This is a genomic window from Lactiplantibacillus sp. ME-2 (genome assembly GCF_022549155.1).
Classification (GTDB): Bacteria; Bacillota; Bacilli; order Lactobacillales; family Lactobacillaceae; genus Lactiplantibacillus; species Lactiplantibacillus plantarum.
In genome coordinates this window covers 65,673-84,299 of the sequence record NZ_JAKZEQ010000011.1, presented here as the reverse complement: position 1 = coordinate 84,299, position 18,627 = coordinate 65,673, and the positions used below count along the sequence as shown (strand labels likewise).

Genomic DNA, 18,627 nt, shown 5'->3' with positions numbered 1-18,627 from the left:
ATTTAGTCATAGTAAAACCCCCGAGATTGTTGTCCAATCTCGGGGGTTCACTTCACCTTGACAAATGCAGACGGCTCGCTTTTTATTTTGACTAACCGTTCAAATTAACGAATAGTTCCTGTATATTGAAAATCATCGGCAGTGGGATCTTGTAGAAAAGCCTTCAAATCAGTCATGTTCTCAATAACCGCTTTGCCGGACTTAGCCAGCATCACATTAAACGTGCCATCAGCTAACGTTTCACCATAGTAAGCAACGGGGATATCTAAACCATATGCTGTTCCAGTTTCCCAAATAGTTCCCGTGTCAAAGCCATCAACCACGGCGACAACTAACTTGGCCCGTTTTAAATGGTCCACATTGTCCGTAAATACCGCGTTTCGATCAGCTTCGGTCGCATCCGGCGTCAAATCGATGCCGTCTAGCCGTGGACTGTAATAAGTCAATTCTAACTCGTCCATTAATTTTTCGATCTTAGCTAGCCGTTCTGGTTGGCCCTCAGTAAACCAAGGTCCTGCTAAATAAATTGTTGGCTCATCACTCACCAAACGCGTACTCATTTGCTCAATCCTCTTTCTCATTCAATGTTTATTCATTTTAACCGTCAACCCCATGAATTTCAAGCGTCGTTTAGCTCGTTTTAGGCAAACAAAAAGGTCGGGAATTCCCGACCTAAATACTCATTTAACACTTAATTGACTTAATCCATTAAAATCGGCCGTTGTTAAATCAACGTTGGCGGCTGCCACATTGTCCCGTAAATGCTCAATAGAACTTGTTCCTGGAATCGGTATGATATTATCAGACCGCTTCAATAGCCAGGCCAAGGCAATTTGCGCTGGGCTCACCTGATACTTTTGGGCCATCGTGCTGAGGACACTCCCAGCCTGAGCCAGTTCACCCGTTGCTAATGGGAACCATGGCAGAAAAGCCATCTTTTGTGAGGCCGCGTAGTCAACAACGTCATCATCACCGTGATTGGCGACATTATAGAGATTTTCAATGGCATCAATCTTAGCGACTTGCTGCGCTTCCTTGATTTGATCAACAGTTACTTGACTCAGACCGATATGCTTGATTTTACCTTCATCCTGAAGCTTTTTGAGTTCACCGACTTGATCCGCAATCGAGTAATGAGGGTCAATTCGATGTAAGAATACTAGGTCTTCATGGTCAATCCCCAGTGTCATCATTGAAACTTCTACTTGCTGACGCAGATACCGTGGCTCACCAAGTGGCGTCCACACATTCGGTCCTTGCCGCGTTTGACCGACCTTATCAGAAATGAAGATCTGATCACGATTAGCGGCATCCTTCAAGCCCGCCGCTAAGTACCGGTCAGCAAACCATGGACCGTATGAATCAGCCGTATCAAAGAAATTAACGCCATATTCCAGTGCTTTCTTAACTACCTTGACCCCATTTTCAGGATCAGCGTATGGTCCCCATGTCCCAGGACCCGTTAACTGCATGACGCCATAACCCATCCGGTTAACTTTGAATTGATCATCAAACGCGTAAGTACCCGCGTTAGCTGCATTAATCGTTGTCATCAAATCGCTCCTTATCGTTTATTAATTATGTTCAGTTTACTCCTATCGACCCAAGTGCGGTCAAACATTTTGTTCGTTAACCTTGGGTTGGGTTGTGCATGTATGAACCAGCCGCATCTGGCAAGTCGTTTAAGGCTTGCATATCGGCCACACTAATTGCGAAGTCCAATTGCGTATTCGCCTCAATATGGGCTGGATTAACAGCCTTGGGCAATGGCAAGACCCCATTTTGCAAAACGAAGCGTACCGCTAACTGCGCCACACTGACGCCGTATTTATCGGCATAGGCCTGTACTTGCGGATTATCGAGGACCCCGCCCGTCGCTAACGGCGAGTATGCTTCTACAAGCATGGCATGTTCCTCAGAAAACTTGGTGATCTTAGGTTCCGTGAAGCCCAAGTAATATTGAATTTGATTGACCATTGGTGGTATCGTCGCCTGGTTAAGAATATTCTTCAAATCCCGAACAGCAAAGTTAGAGACACCAATCGCTTTCGCCCGGCCACTTTGATAAATAGCTTCCATTGCCTGCCAAACATCGAGGTTAGCTTCATCGTAAACTCGACCGACTTGCCCCCATGGCCAAGGTGCGTGTACCAAATAGATATCCACGTAGTCTAAACCCAAATTTTTCAGTGAGCGATCGAAATCATTTAGTGCACCTTGATATGACTTCGTTTCGGCCGGTAATTTAGTCGTCACAAAGATTTGCTCACGTGGAATGCCAGAATCACGAATTGCCTGGCCAACGCTAGCTTCATTTTGATAGGCCAGTGCAGTATCAATATGCCGGTATCCCGCTGCTAAGGCCGCACGAACGGCTTGATACGTTGCCTCACCACCAGGTATCTGCCAAGTTCCGAATGCGACTTTGGGAATGTTGACACCATTTGCTAGTTGATACATCGTTGTTAACACTGTCATCTTATTTTTGCTCCTTTACTGGTTTTGACTGTCGTTGCTGAGTGGGATCACCTACAAGGCTTGCCCCGATGATCGCCACGCCGACGACCGTTAGAATTTGAATAACCGCCATATTACTGTGGCCTCCTTAATTGAATAGAGATTAGTGTAATCCCTTAGAGTAACTCTAAGGCAAAGATAAAGTTTCAAAAAAAGAACGAAATTGACTTGGGCCAATCTCGTTCTGCATTATTGTGATATTAATTACTCATAAATCGTTGCATGCTGGAAAATGATGCTGCCGGATAATGCTAGTAACGCGGAAAGAATGATAGCTAACCAGAGTACTGGTCCCCAGCCTAATTGACCGCCTAACCAGCCGAATAGTACGGGCCCCACTGCAGCTAACAAATAGCCCGCGGATTGGGCCATACCAGATAAGTCAGCCGTTTCAAACCCATTGGTCGTTTTTTGCGTAAAGAAGACGACTGCCAAACTGAAGGCTGCTCCAGAGCCTAATCCTAGTAAGACGCAGGACAGTGCTGCCACCCAAAAATTCGTTCCGGAAAGTAAGATACCACCAATTCCCGCAATAAAACCGACACCTACCACCATAATCATTGCCCAAACGCCGCGCCGATGACCAGAAGTCGCTGGCACTAAATATGACATCGGTAGGCCGCTCAATTGCATGACCGTAACTAAATTGCCAGCCACAATCAAGGAGAAGCCATGGGCAACAAATACCGTTGGTAACCAAGTCAGTAATGAATAGTAGACTAGTGCTTGCAAGCCGAAAAAGGCCGTAACGACCCACGCTAACGGCCGCCGCCAAACACTCCCGTGAGTTGCCGTTGACTGCCCATCACTCGCGGTCATCGCAACTGTTGGTGCGCGATGATTGTATTTCAAGTTTGGCAACCAGACAACCAAATTAATTAGTCCAATCACCGATAGCACCGCCATCGTTAGTGGTAACGACCAGTGTGCCGCCAACACTCCCGAAAGTCCCGTTCCCAGTGAACCGACTAATAGCATTGAGAGCGTGTATTGACTAGTTGCGACTGGAATCTTCGTCGGAAAATTATCTTTAATAATCGCTGGAATCAAGACATTGCCACCGTCCGCGCCAATCCCGACTAGTAACGTCCCAATGAAAAGGGCAGCAATCGTTGGGATGACCCGCAGATAACTCCCAACGGCTAGAAAGATCAACATGACATAAATTGTCAGTTCGTTGCCAAATCGCCGCCCCCAATGTGCAATCAATGGGGACATAATGGCAAACGTCAATAATGGGATCGTGGTCAGTAATCCCGCCATCGAGCTCGGCAAACCCAGTGTCCGTTTCAAAGAACTGATTAATCCCGGCATCATTGTAATTGGTAAACGCATATTCGTTGCCGCTAACATCATTCCAAGTGTTAAATAGCGGCTATGTTGATGTGTTGTGGTCATAAGTAGTTGACATCTTCTTTCCAAGATTTTAGTTCGATAATTGTCGAACTAAAAAGCAAAAAAACTAAAGCGTTGCTAAGAACCCCGGTAAAAACCGGTCAAAGGTCGCTAATTGTAAGGATAGATACTTCGTCTGTGCCTTTCGTCGCGTATTGGTGAGACCCACTAACCGCAAGGTCTTAAAGTGATAAGAGACGGTTGACTTGCTGATATTTAATTGCGCCCCCACTTCGCTGCAAGTCATTTCCCGTTGTGCTTGATAGAGCACCCGGATAATCCGTAATCGGTTAGCATCGGCCAGTGCTTTGAAAATCGCCACTCGTTGCTGATCAGCCTGATCTTGTTTGCTTATTTCGATATTCATGAAACTAACAATACACTGAATTAACATCATGTTCAAGGACAAGTAACAAAAAAGGCAGCTAGCCAATTTAATAGACTAACTACCAAACACCTAGGAAACTGCCCGTTTGCCGTTCTTACAAATATCAGGAACTAACCACAAAATTAAACCTAGGTTAATTAACAAAAGTAACGCCGTCATAATGAATACCGCGTTGTAATTGAACCAACCAGCCACCAAACCACCGAGCAAGGCGCCGAACATATTGCCAATAGCTTGAAAAGATTGATTATAGCTAAAAATCGTTGAGGTAAGATGTACTGGCGTATTCTTAGTCAAAACCGTTTGAATCTCTGGATATAGTGCGCCATCGGAAATCCCAATGGCAAACCGCAAAATACCGAGGGCCACGACGCTCGTAACAATGCCTTGTGGGAAATACATAATCACCGCAAAAATATAGCCAAATAACAATACCTTACCAGAACCGTGCTGATCACCATAACGTCCAAGGCGCGGTGCTGAAAAGATGTTTGAAATACCCGGTAAAGCTGCGATAATTCCGGCCACAACCGTAATCGGGCCACGGTAATGCATCAATTCACGAACGTATAAACTAATGATTGGTGCAATCGAGGCGTTTCCAAATTGGACGATGGCCGTCGAACATAACATCACAATAATCAAGCGCGGATTTTGAAACGCTGCTAAAGGATTGCGACTGTCACCTGGTTCACGATGATGTGCGACTGGTTTGAAGTGTTCCTGTACAAAGAACAGACTCAACAAAAACGCCACCATTAATAATCCGGCCGTAATAAAAAACGTGTTTCGAATCGAAAACAATTGGGCTAGCAAGCCCCCAATCACTGGGCCAAACAATTGACCACTAACGGCACCAGTGATCAAAGTGCTCAACGCCCGTCCACTATATTTACGTGGCGTTTGGGACGCGACTAAGGCTTGGGCATTAGAAATAAAGCCCGCAAACACACCTTGTAGCGCGCGCAAGGCAACTAGTTGCCAGACATTCGTTACAAAACCCATTAACCCCATCGCAACTGCCATCCCTAGGGACGCGCGCAATAGCATGATCTTACGACCTTTTTTATCAGCAATGATGCCCCACAGTGGTGCCGAAATTGCTGAAATCGCGTAATCAGCTGCAAAAGCTAACCCGCTATAAAATGTAATCTGGGCCTTCGTGAAATCACCCAACTGACTAACAAATAATGAAAGAAATGGCATAATTTCGCTAAATGCCATTCCCGCAACGAACGTACAAAACCATAAAACAATCAAATTACGATGCCATGGTCCGCGTTCACGTTCTGCGTCATCCACGCTCGTCATCTCCATATCTAACTGACACTAATTTTCAGTAAGTATTATACCGTTAATTAGCTTATCATATTTAGCGACCACCAGTGACAATTATTTCCCGGGAAATTTTTGTCATATTTCCTGACCAGTTAGCCCGTTTAGTTGACCAAGTAGCAATAAGCACTAGTGTCAAGCCGCATTTTTCACTACAATAAGCTTATCAAAATCGCTATTTAAGGGGGAATCGACAATGCACGTCCAGTTAACCATCTCTGAAACGATTCATCAGGTCTTCGTGACCATTCACGGCCCACAGTTAACTCCGGCAATCAAAGAACTACAACGGAATATTGAAGCATTGACTAATCAGCAATTCATCAATGTTTTTCAAGATCGCTCGCTCATTAAGCTGCCACTTCAATCGGTGTCACGTTTTTACACTGCCAATAAACGACTTTATTGTGAAACAACCACCGGTGCTTACCTCGTTCACAGCCACTTACACACTTTAATGGACCAACTGCCACCCCACCAATTTCTACGTATTTCTAGTAGTGAAATTGTGCGAATCGCCTGTGTTAAAAATTTTACCTTAACCAAATGGGGTAGCTTTCAAGTCAACCTAACAACCGGCACAACAACATACGCATCACGACGCTATACCCAACAAATTAGAAAGGCGGCACAATTATGAAAAGACTTTGGCACACCCTTTTGATTGGCGCCATCGGAGGCATCTTTATCGGCTACTTAATGGCCTTGGGGTTCTCAACCTTCTTTAATACCACCTATTTATTTCCTTCTAATCCCACTTTTGTCAGCCACTGGTCCTCGCCCTTAGCCGCCACCCAGCTTTCGACATTATTGTGGATTCTGATTGGTGAAGTTTGGGCATTCAGTAGCTGGCTATTCGAAATTGAAACGTGGTCGATTACGAAACAAACCATTGCTCATTGTCTGTGTTCTTACCTAGGGATGACCCCACTTGCGATTCTCTGTGGCTGGTTTCCATTAAACGTTCGCTGGTTTGGCTTCTATACCTTGATTTATACCGGAGCCTATATCGGTCTATGGTTAATTGAAATGGCACTCGCCCGCATCAAAGTCATCCAGCTAAACCAACAGCTTACCAACCACCGGTCATAATTCATACCAATTGTTGATGTCAAAAGCGGCCCACCGATTTGATTATCGGTGGGCCGCTCACTTGTTACTGATGATTTAATTATTGAATTTCGATTTGACCGTCATTCGCGCTCGGCTGGGTCTTAGGTAACGTAATCGTTAAGACACCGTCAGCTTGGGATGCCGTAATTTTATCCGCCGCAACGTTTGGTAACATATACTGCCGTTGCAAGGTGCCAGTATGACGCTCATTCATCACAATGTTTTGGTCTTGATCTTCATGATCCACAAAGCTATCTTTTTGAACCTTGATAGACAACACATTGTCACGATAATCCAACTTCACATCTTGCTTATCAATACCAGGGACATCAACCTTCACTTGATACTGATCATCAGTTTCGTTAATGTCGGTCTTCAATACTTGATCCATGTTTTCTAATGGTGCCCAGAAGGAGCGTGCCATCCGTTCAAACGGATCCAACATGCCGAAATCGTTCCGATTCATTAAAGTATTAGCCATACTAACAATCCCCTTTCAAAATTTCACTTGGCTATTAATACTGGTCAGTAATTCAAATCCTTGTTTGACCTTTCCTGACCTTCGATATATATACTAACACCATTTTGTGGGAATGCAACAATTTAGCACTCATTTAACCGGAGTGCTAAATTTTAATTTCACGAATCCGTCGCATTAGGCTAACAAAGCGTCTCAGTTCCGCGTCAGAATAGTCATCAGCAATGGCTTGTGCTTTAGCAGCAATGGCCGCGTCCAGTTGCGTGTGTAAATCAGCGACTGCTTCGCCCAGCGTCGTCAATCGCACGAGAATTTCTTTGTTATTGGTCAAATCCCGATATTTCGTGGCCAATTTCAATCGGGATAATTTAGTCAAACCGCGAGAAATCGTCGCCTGTGAAAGTTCCGTTGGTGCCGGTAGCGACTTAGCTCGACTGGCACCACGCCGTCCCAGATACGCAATAATTTTAATATCCGTCGTCGATAGTTGTTTTAATGCCGCTTGTAATTGCGGATCAGTCGTTTGTTGCATGGCCCAGCGTTTTTCTTGATCATCAACGCTATCCTGCGTCAAAAATTGATTTAGTTCCGTCATCAACTTACTAACTAATGGTGTTGTCATTTAAATAGCTCCTTTTTAATTCAAATGAATAAATACTTGCATACTAATATTATTAAGTCTATACTATCATTTTGTATTCATTGGAATCAATAAAAATATCTGGAGGCCTCACTATGTTTAAAATTGCAATCATCTTAGGGAGTACCCGGTCACAGGCTAACGGCCGCGCTTTATTTAATCATTTAAAATTAATCATTGACCAATTACCGACTCATTCTCCGATTCACTACCAATTTTTAGATTTGGCCAACTATCAGCTTCCCCTTTTCGATGAACCCGAGCCACCGATGGCGAACCCGCACCGCGAGCTACCTGCTAACCAGCAGCAATGGCTCACCGATATGGCTAGTGCGGACAGTTACATTATCCTGACACCCGAATACAATCACGCGATGCCAGCTGGATTGAAAAACGCCTTCGATTTTTTGGCATTCGAAGGCGCCCGTAAACCGGCTAAGATTATCTCATATTCTGACAATATGCGCGGCGGTCAATTTGGGGCGGCCGCACTAGTTCCAGTTCTCCAACGATTAGGAATAGTCGTCCTCCCTAAACCAACGCCCATTGGTAACGTACCACAAACCCTTCAAAGTAACGGTCACTTTATCGATAACGCGCCCCTGAGCAAACGCTACGATCATGCACTTCACCAAGCTTTGACCGAAATCACCTACTATACCACGGTTCTTACCACTACGCCGTTTCCAACCGATTAAATTAGTAGCGTTATTGAATCAAACCTGCTACATTATAGTTAGCATTATTAAGGGGGAATTAACTTATGAAGATCGATATTCATCGTTCCGCAACGGACCGGGTGATTGCCGGTGTCATTGGTGGAATTGCCGAACATTTTAACTGGAATACTAACGTTACCCGGCTATTATTTGTTGTTTTAGCAATTACACCCATGTTCCCTGGTATCATCGCTTACCTGATTCTCTGGTTATTAATGAAGGACCCCATCAAGGATTAACCACTATTAACGAACAGTCATCGACTGCTCGTTTTTTATTCGCTAATATGCGGCCAAACTTTCCGTAGCTAGTTCAATGGCAACAAGAACACCGCCCGCACCCCAATGTCGCGGATCATAGTGCTCTAGTTCAATTTACCCAACAATTCGAGGAAAACCAGTCATTTTCAGCGACAAACTAGCCAAAATCTGATATATTATTGCAACTAACGCAATAATTTGTCATGAATTTGTCAAATATTTTAATGGCTTTCACCTAGATTGTTCGTATATAATATTATTTATAATAACGCTAATTAAGAAAGGATGTGGCGAAATTGGCCTATTTAACACGCAATAAACGTCGTGATTTTACAGAACCTCACCGGTAATAACTTTATTTTTAAGGAGCGAATTAAATGATAAAAGATGACAATCAGTCGTTAACCTCTAATGAAGAGCAAAACGACACCCAGAACCCTCCCGATGCGGATAACTTATGGCAGCTTGATGAATCAGCCTTAGCCGCAAAGTACGCCACCGATCCTGAGAATGGATTGAGCACTGCTGAAGCTGCCGAACGTTTACAACATAACGGTCGCAACGAACTGGAGACCAAGCGTACGTCTCGGTTCGTTCAATTCATCAAGCAGTTTAATAACAGTATTATCTACATTTTAGCCGCAGCAGCGGTCTTAACGTTCTTCATGCACCACTATTCCGATTCTATCGTTATTGGACTGGTTATTATTGCCAATGCCATCATTGGTTATGTCCAAGAACGCCAAGCTGGCAACGCGCTAGAACGGATTCGTGAAATGCTGATTTCCAAGAATTTCGTCATCCGTGATGGGAAAAAACTGGAAATTGACGCCCGCGAATTAGTCGTTGGTGACTTAGTCAACTTAGAAGCCGGTGACGCGGTTCCTGCCGATATGCGCTTGATTTCAGCGGACAACTTTAACGTCCAAGAATCCGTGCTGACAGGGGAGACTAATCCCGTGGAGAAACAAGAAGAACCGATGACTGAGACCACGCCAGCTTTGGCTGACCGTAAGAATATGGTTTACGCGTCAACCGCGGTGACTAGCGGTTCGGCCGTCGGAATCGTAACGGCTACCGCCGAAGATACCGAAATCGGTCATATCCAGCAGTCTGTTAGCGACGTCAAACAAACCACTACCCCACTGATGCGTAATCTGAACTCACTGGGGGTTGGCTTATCCATCGCCATCGTGGTGGCAGCCGTCCTATTATTCCTATTAGGAATGGTCATGGATACCTATAGTTTGCCAACTTTACTAATTGCGGTTATTACGATGGTCGTTGGTTCTATGCCAGAAGGACTGCCCGCTAGTACCTCGGTGGTCTTAGCCATGGGAACCCGGCAGATGACGAAGAAAAACGTCATTGTCAAGTCACTACCCGCCGTGGAAACTTTAGGTGCCGTAGATATCGTTAACACCGATAAGACTGGGACGTTGACGAAAAATGAAATGACGGTCACTAAGGTCGTGACGCCTGAGCATACGTTTGATGTGACGGGGGTCGGTTATGATGATAATGGTGGCGTTAATTTCGATGGCCATCTCAAGCTCAATGGCAACAAAGTCGACTGGTACCAAGATAACGCGATGGAATGGCTCGTTAAGATTGCCGGCCAAACGACCGACGCCGAGCTACACTTCGAAAACAATCGCTGGGAACTGACCGGTGAACCAACCGATGGTGCCTTGACGACGCTGTATCGTAAAATGACTGGTCATGATCCTGAGGTTGAAGAAGTTGACTCGCTACCATTCGATTCCGCCTTCCGCTTTTCTGCTCGCCTGGCCGACTTAGATGGTCAACGCTTACTAATGGTCAAGGGCTCACCCGCGACTGTCCTGCGTTTAACTGACCAAGCTAACCAAACGGCATACTGGGATGACGCCATGGACGACTTAACCGCCGATGGTTTGCGCGTGGTGGCGCTGGCTTACCAAGAAGTCGATGATGACGTGACTACCATTGATGCACAAGCCATTGGTGGGCTGCATTTAGCTGGCTTAGTCGGAATCATTGACCCGCCTCGTGAAGAAGCGGCTACCGCGATCGCCGAATTACGGCAAGCGGGCGTGCAAGTTAAAATGATTACGGGGGACCACCCTGATACGGCGATGGCAATTGCCAACAAGTTGAACTTGGCCGCCAATGTCAAAGCGATTACTGGTCCCGAAATCGACGCGATGGACGATCAGCAGTTACAAGCACACATCGATGATTATAACGTCTTCGCACGGGCAACACCGAATAACAAATTACGGATTGTTCGTGCCCAACAGGCCAATAATCACGTCGTTTCGATGACTGGCGATGGGGTCAACGACGCCCCGGCCCTCAAGCAAGCCGATATTGGGGTTGCTATGGGAATCAAGGGGACCGAAGTTGCTAAGGAATCCGCCGATATGGTCCTGGCCGATGATGACTTTGCTGATATCGTCGCCGCCGTTCGTGAAGGGCGCCACGTCTTCGATAACATTCGTAAGACGATTCGCTTCTTACTCCCAACTAGTTTCGCGGAAGGCCTCGTTGTCATCATTAGTATTTTAATGGGCCACGAACTTCCGCTGTACCCGACGCAATTACTGTGGATCAATATGGTGTCCGCGCTGACCATCCAGTTTGCGTTCATCTTTGAGCCACCCGAGGCCGGCATCATGGCCCGGGGTCCCCGGAATGTTAAGTCTGGGTTGTTGTCAAAATTAGATTACTTTGAAATCGGCTATGTCTCCTTCCTAATTTCTGGCTTGGGGATCTTCGCCTACAACTACTTGACCGCACTTGGATTACCAAATGTCGTCGGTAGTACCATGTCACTGAACATCATCATCTTTGGTAAGATTTTCTACCTCTTCAACTTGCGGAATGACCACCCCGTCATTTCCAAGTACTTCTTCCAAAATAAGATGGCGTTCTACATCATTGGTATTCTGATTCTCTTACAACTGGGAATCATTTACCTACCATTCATGCAATCCGTCTTCCATACGACTAGCATCAACTTCTGGTATGGTTGGGGCATCCCGATTATCTGTGGGATCGTCGTCTTGATTGTGACCAAGGTCGGGAAGTTTATTCGGTTCCGATGGATGGGAAAAGATGGCGTGATTGATTAGTAATTAGTCAATAAATCGAAAAGGCTCACCAACCTGTTTTAGTTGGTGAGCCTTTTTTAGTATTGTGAAACTGTTTTTGATGTGGCCGTTATTCAAGACAACATAATACATTATTTTATTCTAAACCTGCTTGATATGACTACTATTCAAGACTGTAATATCACCTTTAATACAGGTGTTAAAAGTGCTTTTCGTTTAGCACGTCGCCAAAAATTCCAACAACGCCTTATTAAATGCTGCCGACTGTTCCGCCATCACGATATGACCAGCTTCCGGAATGACCACACTCTGTCCTCGTAGTGCCATTTGAGCAGTCACTGCCGCAAAGTCGGGATTGAAGAACGGTGACTTGGCGCCCGCAATGATCAAGAACGGTACGGTCAATTGGCGGATCACATCCCGCCAATCCTGAACCGCGTGGTTAACCAACAATGGAAACATTAATTTCGCATCGAACGGTGCCTGCGCTTCTACTGCCTTGACGCGCGCATACGTCGCATCATCGATGTGCTTAAACGTCGAGTGTCCCAGCGGCATTCTAAAATAGTCCGGAATATCCTGCCATTGAACCTGTTTGAACCCATATTGCCAGTGCGGTGTATTGATCATCCGCGGCGTTTGATCCACGTCGATCAGGGCCTTAATTCCTGTATCACCATACAATGACACGTACGCAAACCAAGTCGCGGCTCCCATCGAATTACCGAGTAAAATTGGTTGTTCGAGTTGTAATTTTTCAATCAATTCATGCGCATCCACCGCGCGACGACTCATACGTAAGCCTTTCGTCGTGTGCTCGGATAAACCTTGGCACCGCCCATCTAAATTAATGACCCGGTAGCCCGCCTGAATCAGTACCGGGATTTGAGCGCGCCAAATATCCTTAGCGCCACCAAATCCCGTCAAAATAACGATTGGCTGCCCCTGGCCTTCATCCGTATAATCTAACTGAACGTGATCTGACGTGATAAAACGCATTTCACCATCCTCCTTTTTTGACTGTTCATTCAACATGGTCGTTAAAATCTTGTGGCGTTAGCTTCTTTAATTTTTCTAGCCATTGGCGCGTTTTGTCATCCAGCCCAGCTTCGGAAAGTGTATTCTGGGCAATCACTGTCGAATCAAGCAACTGAGCAACCTTTTCCCAATCAATCCCCGTCGCTGTTTGAATAGTGGTTTGTAGCTGTCGTACTTGCTCAGTCGTTATTTGGCCCAATTGTCGTGAATCACCAGTTAATGCTAATAGGGCATTGATTGCTAATTGCTCTGATAGGCAGGCCTGCCACGTCGCTGGGGACAGTGCCTCAGTTAACGTAATCCGCTCACTTAACGGCACAGCTGGCACTCCCTTGTTCAGAAAAGCCGTCCAGCGCGCCATTTCCTGGTCAACTAAGGCATACCCCTGCCACGGTAACTGCCGATTAAAGGTCTGTAACGTTTGCTTCGTCAATGCCACTACTGACCACGTTGTCTGACCATTGTCGCTCAATTCTGCTTGCCCTGCGGCTAACCACTGTGCCATAAAACGTTGCATCATCTGTCGCATCGCCGGCCGCTGTTTTGCCGCTTGCGTCAGGTGGTAACGCACTTGCAAAAATTCGCTAACCATTTCTGGCATAATCGCCCGCTTCTCCTGGGCCTGACGTCGTTGCTTTAATTGTCGTAACCGTTTCTGTTTACTGACTTTTGCATAATGTCCTTGCTTGACCATCGTGCCACCACTTTTCCTGATAATTATATTGATATTTATATTGATATTGATATTGATACCTAATTTTAACGCAATAAAAGCCCAAAATAAAAGCACTTACCATTTACTGGCAAGTGCTCTTGATTACAACGTTTCTTCCTTGTTACCGGCGTATTTACGGAAATAAATCAATGTCATGATGACCAGAAATACAACACCGACTAAAATTGAGTAGCGCGTTTCCGGATTAATAAACATGAAGACCAGTGTTAACGCGAGGAAGGCCAACGTTAAATAATTTGAATAGGGTGATAATGGCATTTTAAAAGGATGGTTCGCCATCTTGGCTGCGTTTTGCTTACGGAACGCAATTTGACTCACTAGAATAACAAACCACGGTACCATACCGGGCAAGACACTCGAACTGTAAACCATCACGAAAATCTCGCTAGCGTCCTTGAAAAACATTGGTAATACAACATTCAAGACGACTCCAATTAGAATCCCGGTCGCAATCGCAATAACGGAATAAAATGGTACTCCATGACGATTTAATAAAGTCATCTTCCTTGGTAACTGGTGACTTTCCGCCAACGTGTAAGTCATTCGACTCGCACTATAAATTCCAGAATTTGTTCCCGATAAGGAAGCCGTAATAACCACGAAGTTGATAATCGAAGCCGCAGCGGTAATCCCAATTTTGGCAAATGTCTGTACAAACGGTGAACCGATCTGGCTTAACTTATCCCAGGGGTAAATGCTGACAATTACGAGGATGGCCCCCACGTAAAAGATTAAAATCCGGGCAACCGTTGAACGAATCGCTTTAACGATCGTGCTTTGTGGATTTTCAGCTTCACCAGCTGTGACTCCAATCAATTCAATCCCTTGATACGACGCCAACACAATTGCTAGTGCGAAGACAAAGCCCTTCACCCCACCAGTGAAGAAACCACCATGGGTCCACAGGTTACTGATTCCAATTGGATGACCGCCGTTACCAATACCAAAAATAATCAGACCTAAACCGGCAATAATCATCAGAATAATCGTCACCACTTTAATAAGTGAGAACCAGGTTTCCAGCGTCCCAAACATTTTAACCGAGATAAGGTTGGCCGCGCATAAGAATACAATGGCAATTAGGCCCGGAATCCAATCTGGCAAGTTCGGCCACCAATACCGGCAGTAGCCGCCTAGTGCAATCATCTCACTCATCCCAACAACGACGAACTGAAAAATGTTGCTCCAAGCCGTCAAGTATCCAAAAACGGGGTGAATATATTCAGAAGCAAACTTGGCAAACGAACCGGTATTCGGATCGACATACAGCATCTCACCTAGTGCCCGCATAATCAGGTATAGAAAGGCCCCTGATACGATGTACGCAATTAGCACTGACGGCCCGGTCCACTTGATCGTTGAGCTGGATCCCATAAATAGGCCCACTCCGATCGTGCCGCCCAGTGCAATCATTTGCATCTGGCCCGTACTTAATTTTCTCTGCATAAATTACTCTCTTTTCATAAAATCAAAGAACTCACACTATCACGGCTGACAGTATATAGCTTTTATCTTAGCTAAAAAAGTGCACCGACGCAAACGGATTTAGTGACACATAGTCAGTATGTACTTGCTCTAACGCGGTTCGAGCATGCTTCGTATAAATTTATCAACAAACAGCTTTCAGTCAGAATTATCGGTATAATAAGGGTAATTAAACTAGAAACGAGGTTTCATCATGGCAAATTACATTAAAGAAATTCGGGCTTTGGTTGGTCACAAACCAATCATTTTGAATACGGCCGCTGGTATTTTAGTCAACGATCAGCAACAAGTCTTGCTGAACCTTCGTACCGATACGCATAACTGGAGTTTACCCGGTGGCTATCTAGAATACGGTGAGACGTATGCCACGGCCTGCTTGCGGGAATATAAGGAAGATAGTGGCATTGATGTCGAAGTTGTTGATCGCATCGGCATCTTTGATAAAGGCGAGACGGCCTATCCTAACGGCGATGTAGCTCAAACAATCAGTGCACTCTTTCTTGTAAAACCCATTGGCGGCCACGTTCTGACCCAAGCCACTGATGAAACACTCAAACTCGACTACTTTGACTTCGACAACTTGCCGCCATTGTTAAATCAACAAAATGCAGATATGATTCACGCCGCCCAGGAATATTTACAGACCCATTCGGCAACCAAATAACCTAACCAAAAATCCCACTGAGCTTAAAGCCTCAGCGGGATTTTTTATCGAATTCAATCTGGCTTGTATCACGAATACTTATAAGTCGTAAGCAAATTAATTTTTGACTGTTCGCTCAAAAATCGTCATTCCACCCATGTAAAAATATGCGTAACCAATCCGGACTTTCCGTCTCCGGTGTTGTCTGGGGATGCTCCGGATCGGCAATAATCGCGATACGAACAATTGCCGTCAGCGGCACCTGTTGGATTTCAAACGTTTCGTAATTGTAAAGCGCTAAGCAACCCACTAATTGCGCATCATCCTCATCCTTAGTCGTGGTGCTAAATAATTGAATCGGATAAATAACCTGGTCGACCATCCCTACAGTCGGCTGGTAGTAGTGCATGGTCGTCAACTCATGATACGTGACTGCATGAATCAACGCCTGTAACAAGGTCTCGTTGACGCCTTCCGTACTACCCGCAACTAGCTGAACATGACGCTGATAATTCGCCAGCGCATGATACGTCTGATCACCTAACGTCTGCCGCAATTTTTCTACCGTTATCGCTGTCACACTTGGTTCTAAGCGTTGACCACCCTGATAATTTGGTAATGCGGAGACTAACAAGGCTGCCAACTCTTGCTGCGTAAACGTCGCGTTGGTGCGACTAGGTGTTACTGGATGGTAAGGAACTAGCGGTTGTGAGGAGAAGTGCAATGCTAATTTCAGTGCTGGTTGTACGCGCGGATCACCAAACGGCGCCCAACTGACCATGAAGCCGGCCTGCATATGTGCACTAATCTGGCCAACTCGGTAAATAACCGCGGGTTGCGCAGCATCATCGACCAAGTTATCATTCAGCCCCGTCTTGGTTTGAGCACTGATACCAACCACATAAAAGCTACTAGCGTTCGTTAAGACCGCTGCTGAAATGTGTTCATTTTTCCACCGCTGAACCACGTCGGCCTTCGCCGTCACTTGACAAGTAATGAGGCTGTCCGGCGGCACTTGTGACCAATCAGGCGTTAATAGATAACGTTTGGTGACGTGTAATTCATCAGCGGGCGTCAACCATGGCGATAACGGAACCTGCTGATACTTAATCGGGTGACCATTGCACATCATGACAATTGTTCCTAACGGTGTCTGTAACGAATGCGTTGGCACCGCCCCTAAATTTGTCCTCGGCTTAGCCAATCGTTGGCGGATTTGCAACGCCTCAATCGGACTTGGGACTGCAGTAGTCCGCCATAGCATCAATTCAAGATGCTGTTTTTGTTGATCTAATACCGTCACGATGCCGTACAATCGTTGTCCCTGATCCATCAGTTCCGCGTACGGCTGATTCTGATACCGGGCAATGTAGCCTAACTTAGCATGTTGCAACGTCCACACTGAGATGGCATTATCATCGTATTGATTGCCACTTTCTCGCTGGAGCAACACCGCCATACCCACTCTGAGCGTCGTTAACGTTGCCACAATATCATCGACATACCGTTCGCCAACGACCGTGACTGTATCCAATGCGACGGCTGCATCGCCTGTTGAATTTTGTTCAGTTACTTGAACAACTGTGGTCACTGGAATTATTTCAATGTCAGCTGTTTCTGGTTCGTGGGCGCGAACTAACAGTTCTTGCCCCTGATTAATCACAGCGATAACCCGATAGGTCTGCTTCTTCAACGTCATTACGCTCATGCCAGCTTCAATTCGTTCCATAGCGGTCACCCCCTTAACAATAACTTTATTCCATTATACGAAAGCGTTGCCAGTATTAACAGCTTTACGAATTGTTTTACACGTCAGCTTACAATATCTTGGATTAGTTATCTAGTTGCCAACACCATTTCAGATGTTTCACGTGAAACATTCATTAGTTTTGCGGCTGCACATTAAAAACGTGGTTATCCTACAATTCAGAATAACCACGCCCAATTTTATCAATTTGCTAGTCAATGCTATCTACGCCACACAAGCCCGCATAAACGCCGCAAACAACCGCGCCTGCACGGAGTTTACTTGTTGCATCATTTCTGGATGCCACTGGACACCCAACTGTAGACCACCAGCTGTCGCCTCAATTGCTTCAACAACCTGATCCGCACTTTGGGCCACCACCTGAAAGCCCGTTGCCACTTGTTTCACGGCCTGATGATGAAATGAATTGACCGTGATTGCGTCACTAGTGGTGCCTAAATATTCAGCCAAGGTCGTACCTGGTACGACCTTCACGTGATGCATGCCGTAAGCGGCCAATTGTCCTTGCATATGTTTTAAGGTACCCTGACCAGCTGGTAGTTCACTCATATCCTGATAAAGATTGCCACCATAGCACACGTTTAAGATTTGTAAGCCCCGACAGATACCGAGCACCGGTTTACCAACGGCGTGGGTGGCACGAATCAGCGCAATTTCATACTGATCCCGTTCCGGATCTACCCCACCCAATTTAGGCTGGGGTTCCTCCCCATACGTCAATGGGGCCACATCTGCACCACCACAAAGTAGTAGACCATCGATCATTCCAACGTACCGTTCAATCGTCGTTGCGTCGGTCGTTACCGGTAATACCAATGGCACACCGCCATTATCCGTTACTGATTTCAAATAATCACGATTCACATAATCACGGACCCGCCCCGGGAACATCTGGCTGTTCACTGTCACAACGCCTGGTGCGATTCCAATTATCGGTTTAACCATTCTGTCGCCCTCTCTCAAAAAATCCCACGATAACATGCGTGTTACCAATGGGATTATCATTTACTTTTTACA

General features: G+C 45.7%; 19 protein-coding genes. 6 read left to right on the top strand and 13 right to left on the bottom strand.

Features of this window, described 5'->3' with window-relative positions; genetic code table 11:
• Window positions 1-104 precede the first annotated feature (104 nt).
• The 6 genes from MMY95_RS06105 to MMY95_RS06080 all read right to left on the bottom strand — a co-directional run bounded on the left by MMY95_RS06105 (window position 105) and on the right by MMY95_RS06080 (window position 5,602).
• Entirely contained in the window at window positions 105-560 is a 456-nt protein-coding gene (locus MMY95_RS06105; RefSeq protein WP_104795478.1) for a nucleoside 2-deoxyribosyltransferase, read from the bottom strand.
• A gap of 120 nt (window positions 561-680) precedes the next feature.
• A complete protein-coding gene (locus MMY95_RS06100) occupies window positions 681-1,553 on the bottom strand; it encodes an aldo/keto reductase (RefSeq protein WP_003646329.1) in 873 nt (290 codons plus the stop codon).
• Window positions 1,554-1,629: 76 nt separating this feature from the next.
• A complete protein-coding gene (locus MMY95_RS06095; protein WP_104795477.1) occupies window positions 1,630-2,478 on the bottom strand; it encodes an aldo/keto reductase in 849 nt (282 codons plus the stop codon).
• 243 nt (window positions 2,479-2,721) lie between these two features.
• Window positions 2,722-3,915: an MFS transporter gene (locus MMY95_RS06090; protein WP_003641738.1), complete on the bottom strand. Its 1,194-nt coding sequence runs from the start codon at window positions 3,913-3,915 to the stop codon at window positions 2,722-2,724.
• Window positions 3,916-3,979: 64 nt separating this feature from the next.
• Window positions 3,980-4,279: a metalloregulator ArsR/SmtB family transcription factor gene (locus tag MMY95_RS06085; protein ID WP_015379645.1), complete on the bottom strand. Its 300-nt coding sequence runs from the start codon at window positions 4,277-4,279 to the stop codon at window positions 3,980-3,982.
• Window positions 4,280-4,369: 90 nt separating this feature from the next.
• Window positions 4,370-5,602 (bottom strand): MFS transporter, encoded by a 1,233-nt coding sequence (locus MMY95_RS06080; RefSeq protein ID WP_104795476.1) that lies wholly within the window; start codon window positions 5,600-5,602, stop codon window positions 4,370-4,372.
• A 229-nt stretch (window positions 5,603-5,831) separates the two neighbouring features.
• On the opposite strand from MMY95_RS06080, the gene MMY95_RS06075 reads away from it, so the two are divergent.
• Both MMY95_RS06075 and MMY95_RS06070 read left to right on the top strand, forming a co-directional pair.
• The gene (locus tag MMY95_RS06075; RefSeq protein WP_238352266.1) at window positions 5,832-6,275 is read left to right on the top strand and encodes a LytTR family DNA-binding domain-containing protein; all 444 of its coding nucleotides are present in this window, start codon (window positions 5,832-5,834) and stop codon (window positions 6,273-6,275) included.
• Window positions 6,272-6,727: a DUF3021 domain-containing protein gene (locus MMY95_RS06070; protein WP_053267581.1), complete on the top strand. Its 456-nt coding sequence runs from the start codon at window positions 6,272-6,274 to the stop codon at window positions 6,725-6,727. The genes MMY95_RS06075 and MMY95_RS06070 overlap by 4 nt, the downstream gene beginning before the upstream one ends.
• A gap of 79 nt (window positions 6,728-6,806) precedes the next feature.
• Here the strand turns inward: MMY95_RS06070 and MMY95_RS06065 are convergent, their stop codons facing one another.
• Window positions 6,807-7,229, bottom strand: a complete 423-nt coding sequence (locus tag MMY95_RS06065; protein WP_003641733.1) for an Hsp20/alpha crystallin family protein — start codon at window positions 7,227-7,229, stop codon at window positions 6,807-6,809.
• Between the two features lie 145 nt (window positions 7,230-7,374).
• Window positions 7,375-7,848, bottom strand: coding sequence for a MarR family winged helix-turn-helix transcriptional regulator (locus MMY95_RS06060; RefSeq protein ID WP_241277550.1), 474 nt, complete (start codon window positions 7,846-7,848; stop codon window positions 7,375-7,377).
• A 113-nt stretch (window positions 7,849-7,961) separates the two neighbouring features.
• Between MMY95_RS06060 and MMY95_RS06055 the strand changes: the two genes are divergently transcribed.
• From MMY95_RS06055 to MMY95_RS06045, 3 genes are all read left to right on the top strand, one after another.
• Window positions 7,962-8,564 carry an NAD(P)H-dependent oxidoreductase gene (locus MMY95_RS06055; RefSeq protein WP_053267580.1) on the top strand — a complete coding sequence of 201 codons (603 nt, stop codon included), beginning with the start codon at window positions 7,962-7,964 and terminating at the stop codon, window positions 8,562-8,564.
• Window positions 8,565-8,629: 65 nt separating this feature from the next.
• Complete coding sequence (locus tag MMY95_RS06050) at window positions 8,630-8,824, top strand: PspC domain-containing protein (protein ID WP_003641730.1); 195 nt, start codon at window positions 8,630-8,632, stop codon at window positions 8,822-8,824.
• Window positions 8,825-9,222: 398 nt separating this feature from the next.
• Window positions 9,223-11,961, top strand: a complete 2,739-nt coding sequence (locus tag MMY95_RS06045) for a cation-transporting P-type ATPase (protein ID WP_241277549.1) — start codon at window positions 9,223-9,225, stop codon at window positions 11,959-11,961.
• Between the two features lie 195 nt (window positions 11,962-12,156).
• Here the strand turns inward: MMY95_RS06045 and MMY95_RS06040 are convergent, their stop codons facing one another.
• From MMY95_RS06040 to MMY95_RS06030, 3 genes are all read right to left on the bottom strand, one after another.
• On the bottom strand, window positions 12,157-12,939 hold the full coding sequence (locus tag MMY95_RS06040) for an alpha/beta hydrolase (protein WP_003646317.1): 783 nt from the start codon (window positions 12,937-12,939) through the stop codon (window positions 12,157-12,159).
• A 25-nt stretch (window positions 12,940-12,964) separates the two neighbouring features.
• Window positions 12,965-13,672: a hypothetical protein gene (locus MMY95_RS06035; RefSeq protein WP_241277548.1), complete on the bottom strand. Its 708-nt coding sequence runs from the start codon at window positions 13,670-13,672 to the stop codon at window positions 12,965-12,967.
• A 123-nt stretch (window positions 13,673-13,795) separates the two neighbouring features.
• The gene (locus tag MMY95_RS06030; protein ID WP_241277547.1) at window positions 13,796-15,160 is read right to left on the bottom strand and encodes an amino acid permease; all 1,365 of its coding nucleotides are present in this window, start codon (window positions 15,158-15,160) and stop codon (window positions 13,796-13,798) included.
• 232 nt (window positions 15,161-15,392) lie between these two features.
• Between MMY95_RS06030 and MMY95_RS06025 the strand changes: the two genes are divergently transcribed.
• Entirely contained in the window at window positions 15,393-15,863 is a 471-nt protein-coding gene (locus MMY95_RS06025) for an NUDIX hydrolase (RefSeq protein ID WP_003646315.1), read from the top strand.
• A gap of 115 nt (window positions 15,864-15,978) precedes the next feature.
• On the opposite strand, the gene MMY95_RS06020 is transcribed toward MMY95_RS06025, so the two are convergent.
• Window positions 15,979-17,571 carry an HIRAN domain-containing protein gene (locus tag MMY95_RS06020; RefSeq protein WP_241277546.1) on the bottom strand — a complete coding sequence of 531 codons (1,593 nt, stop codon included), beginning with the start codon at window positions 17,569-17,571 and terminating at the stop codon, window positions 15,979-15,981.
• A gap of 243 nt (window positions 17,572-17,814) precedes the next feature.
• Entirely contained in the window at window positions 17,815-18,555 is a 741-nt protein-coding gene (locus MMY95_RS06015; protein WP_003641722.1) for a gamma-glutamyl-gamma-aminobutyrate hydrolase family protein, read from the bottom strand.
• Window positions 18,556-18,627 lie beyond the last annotated feature (72 nt).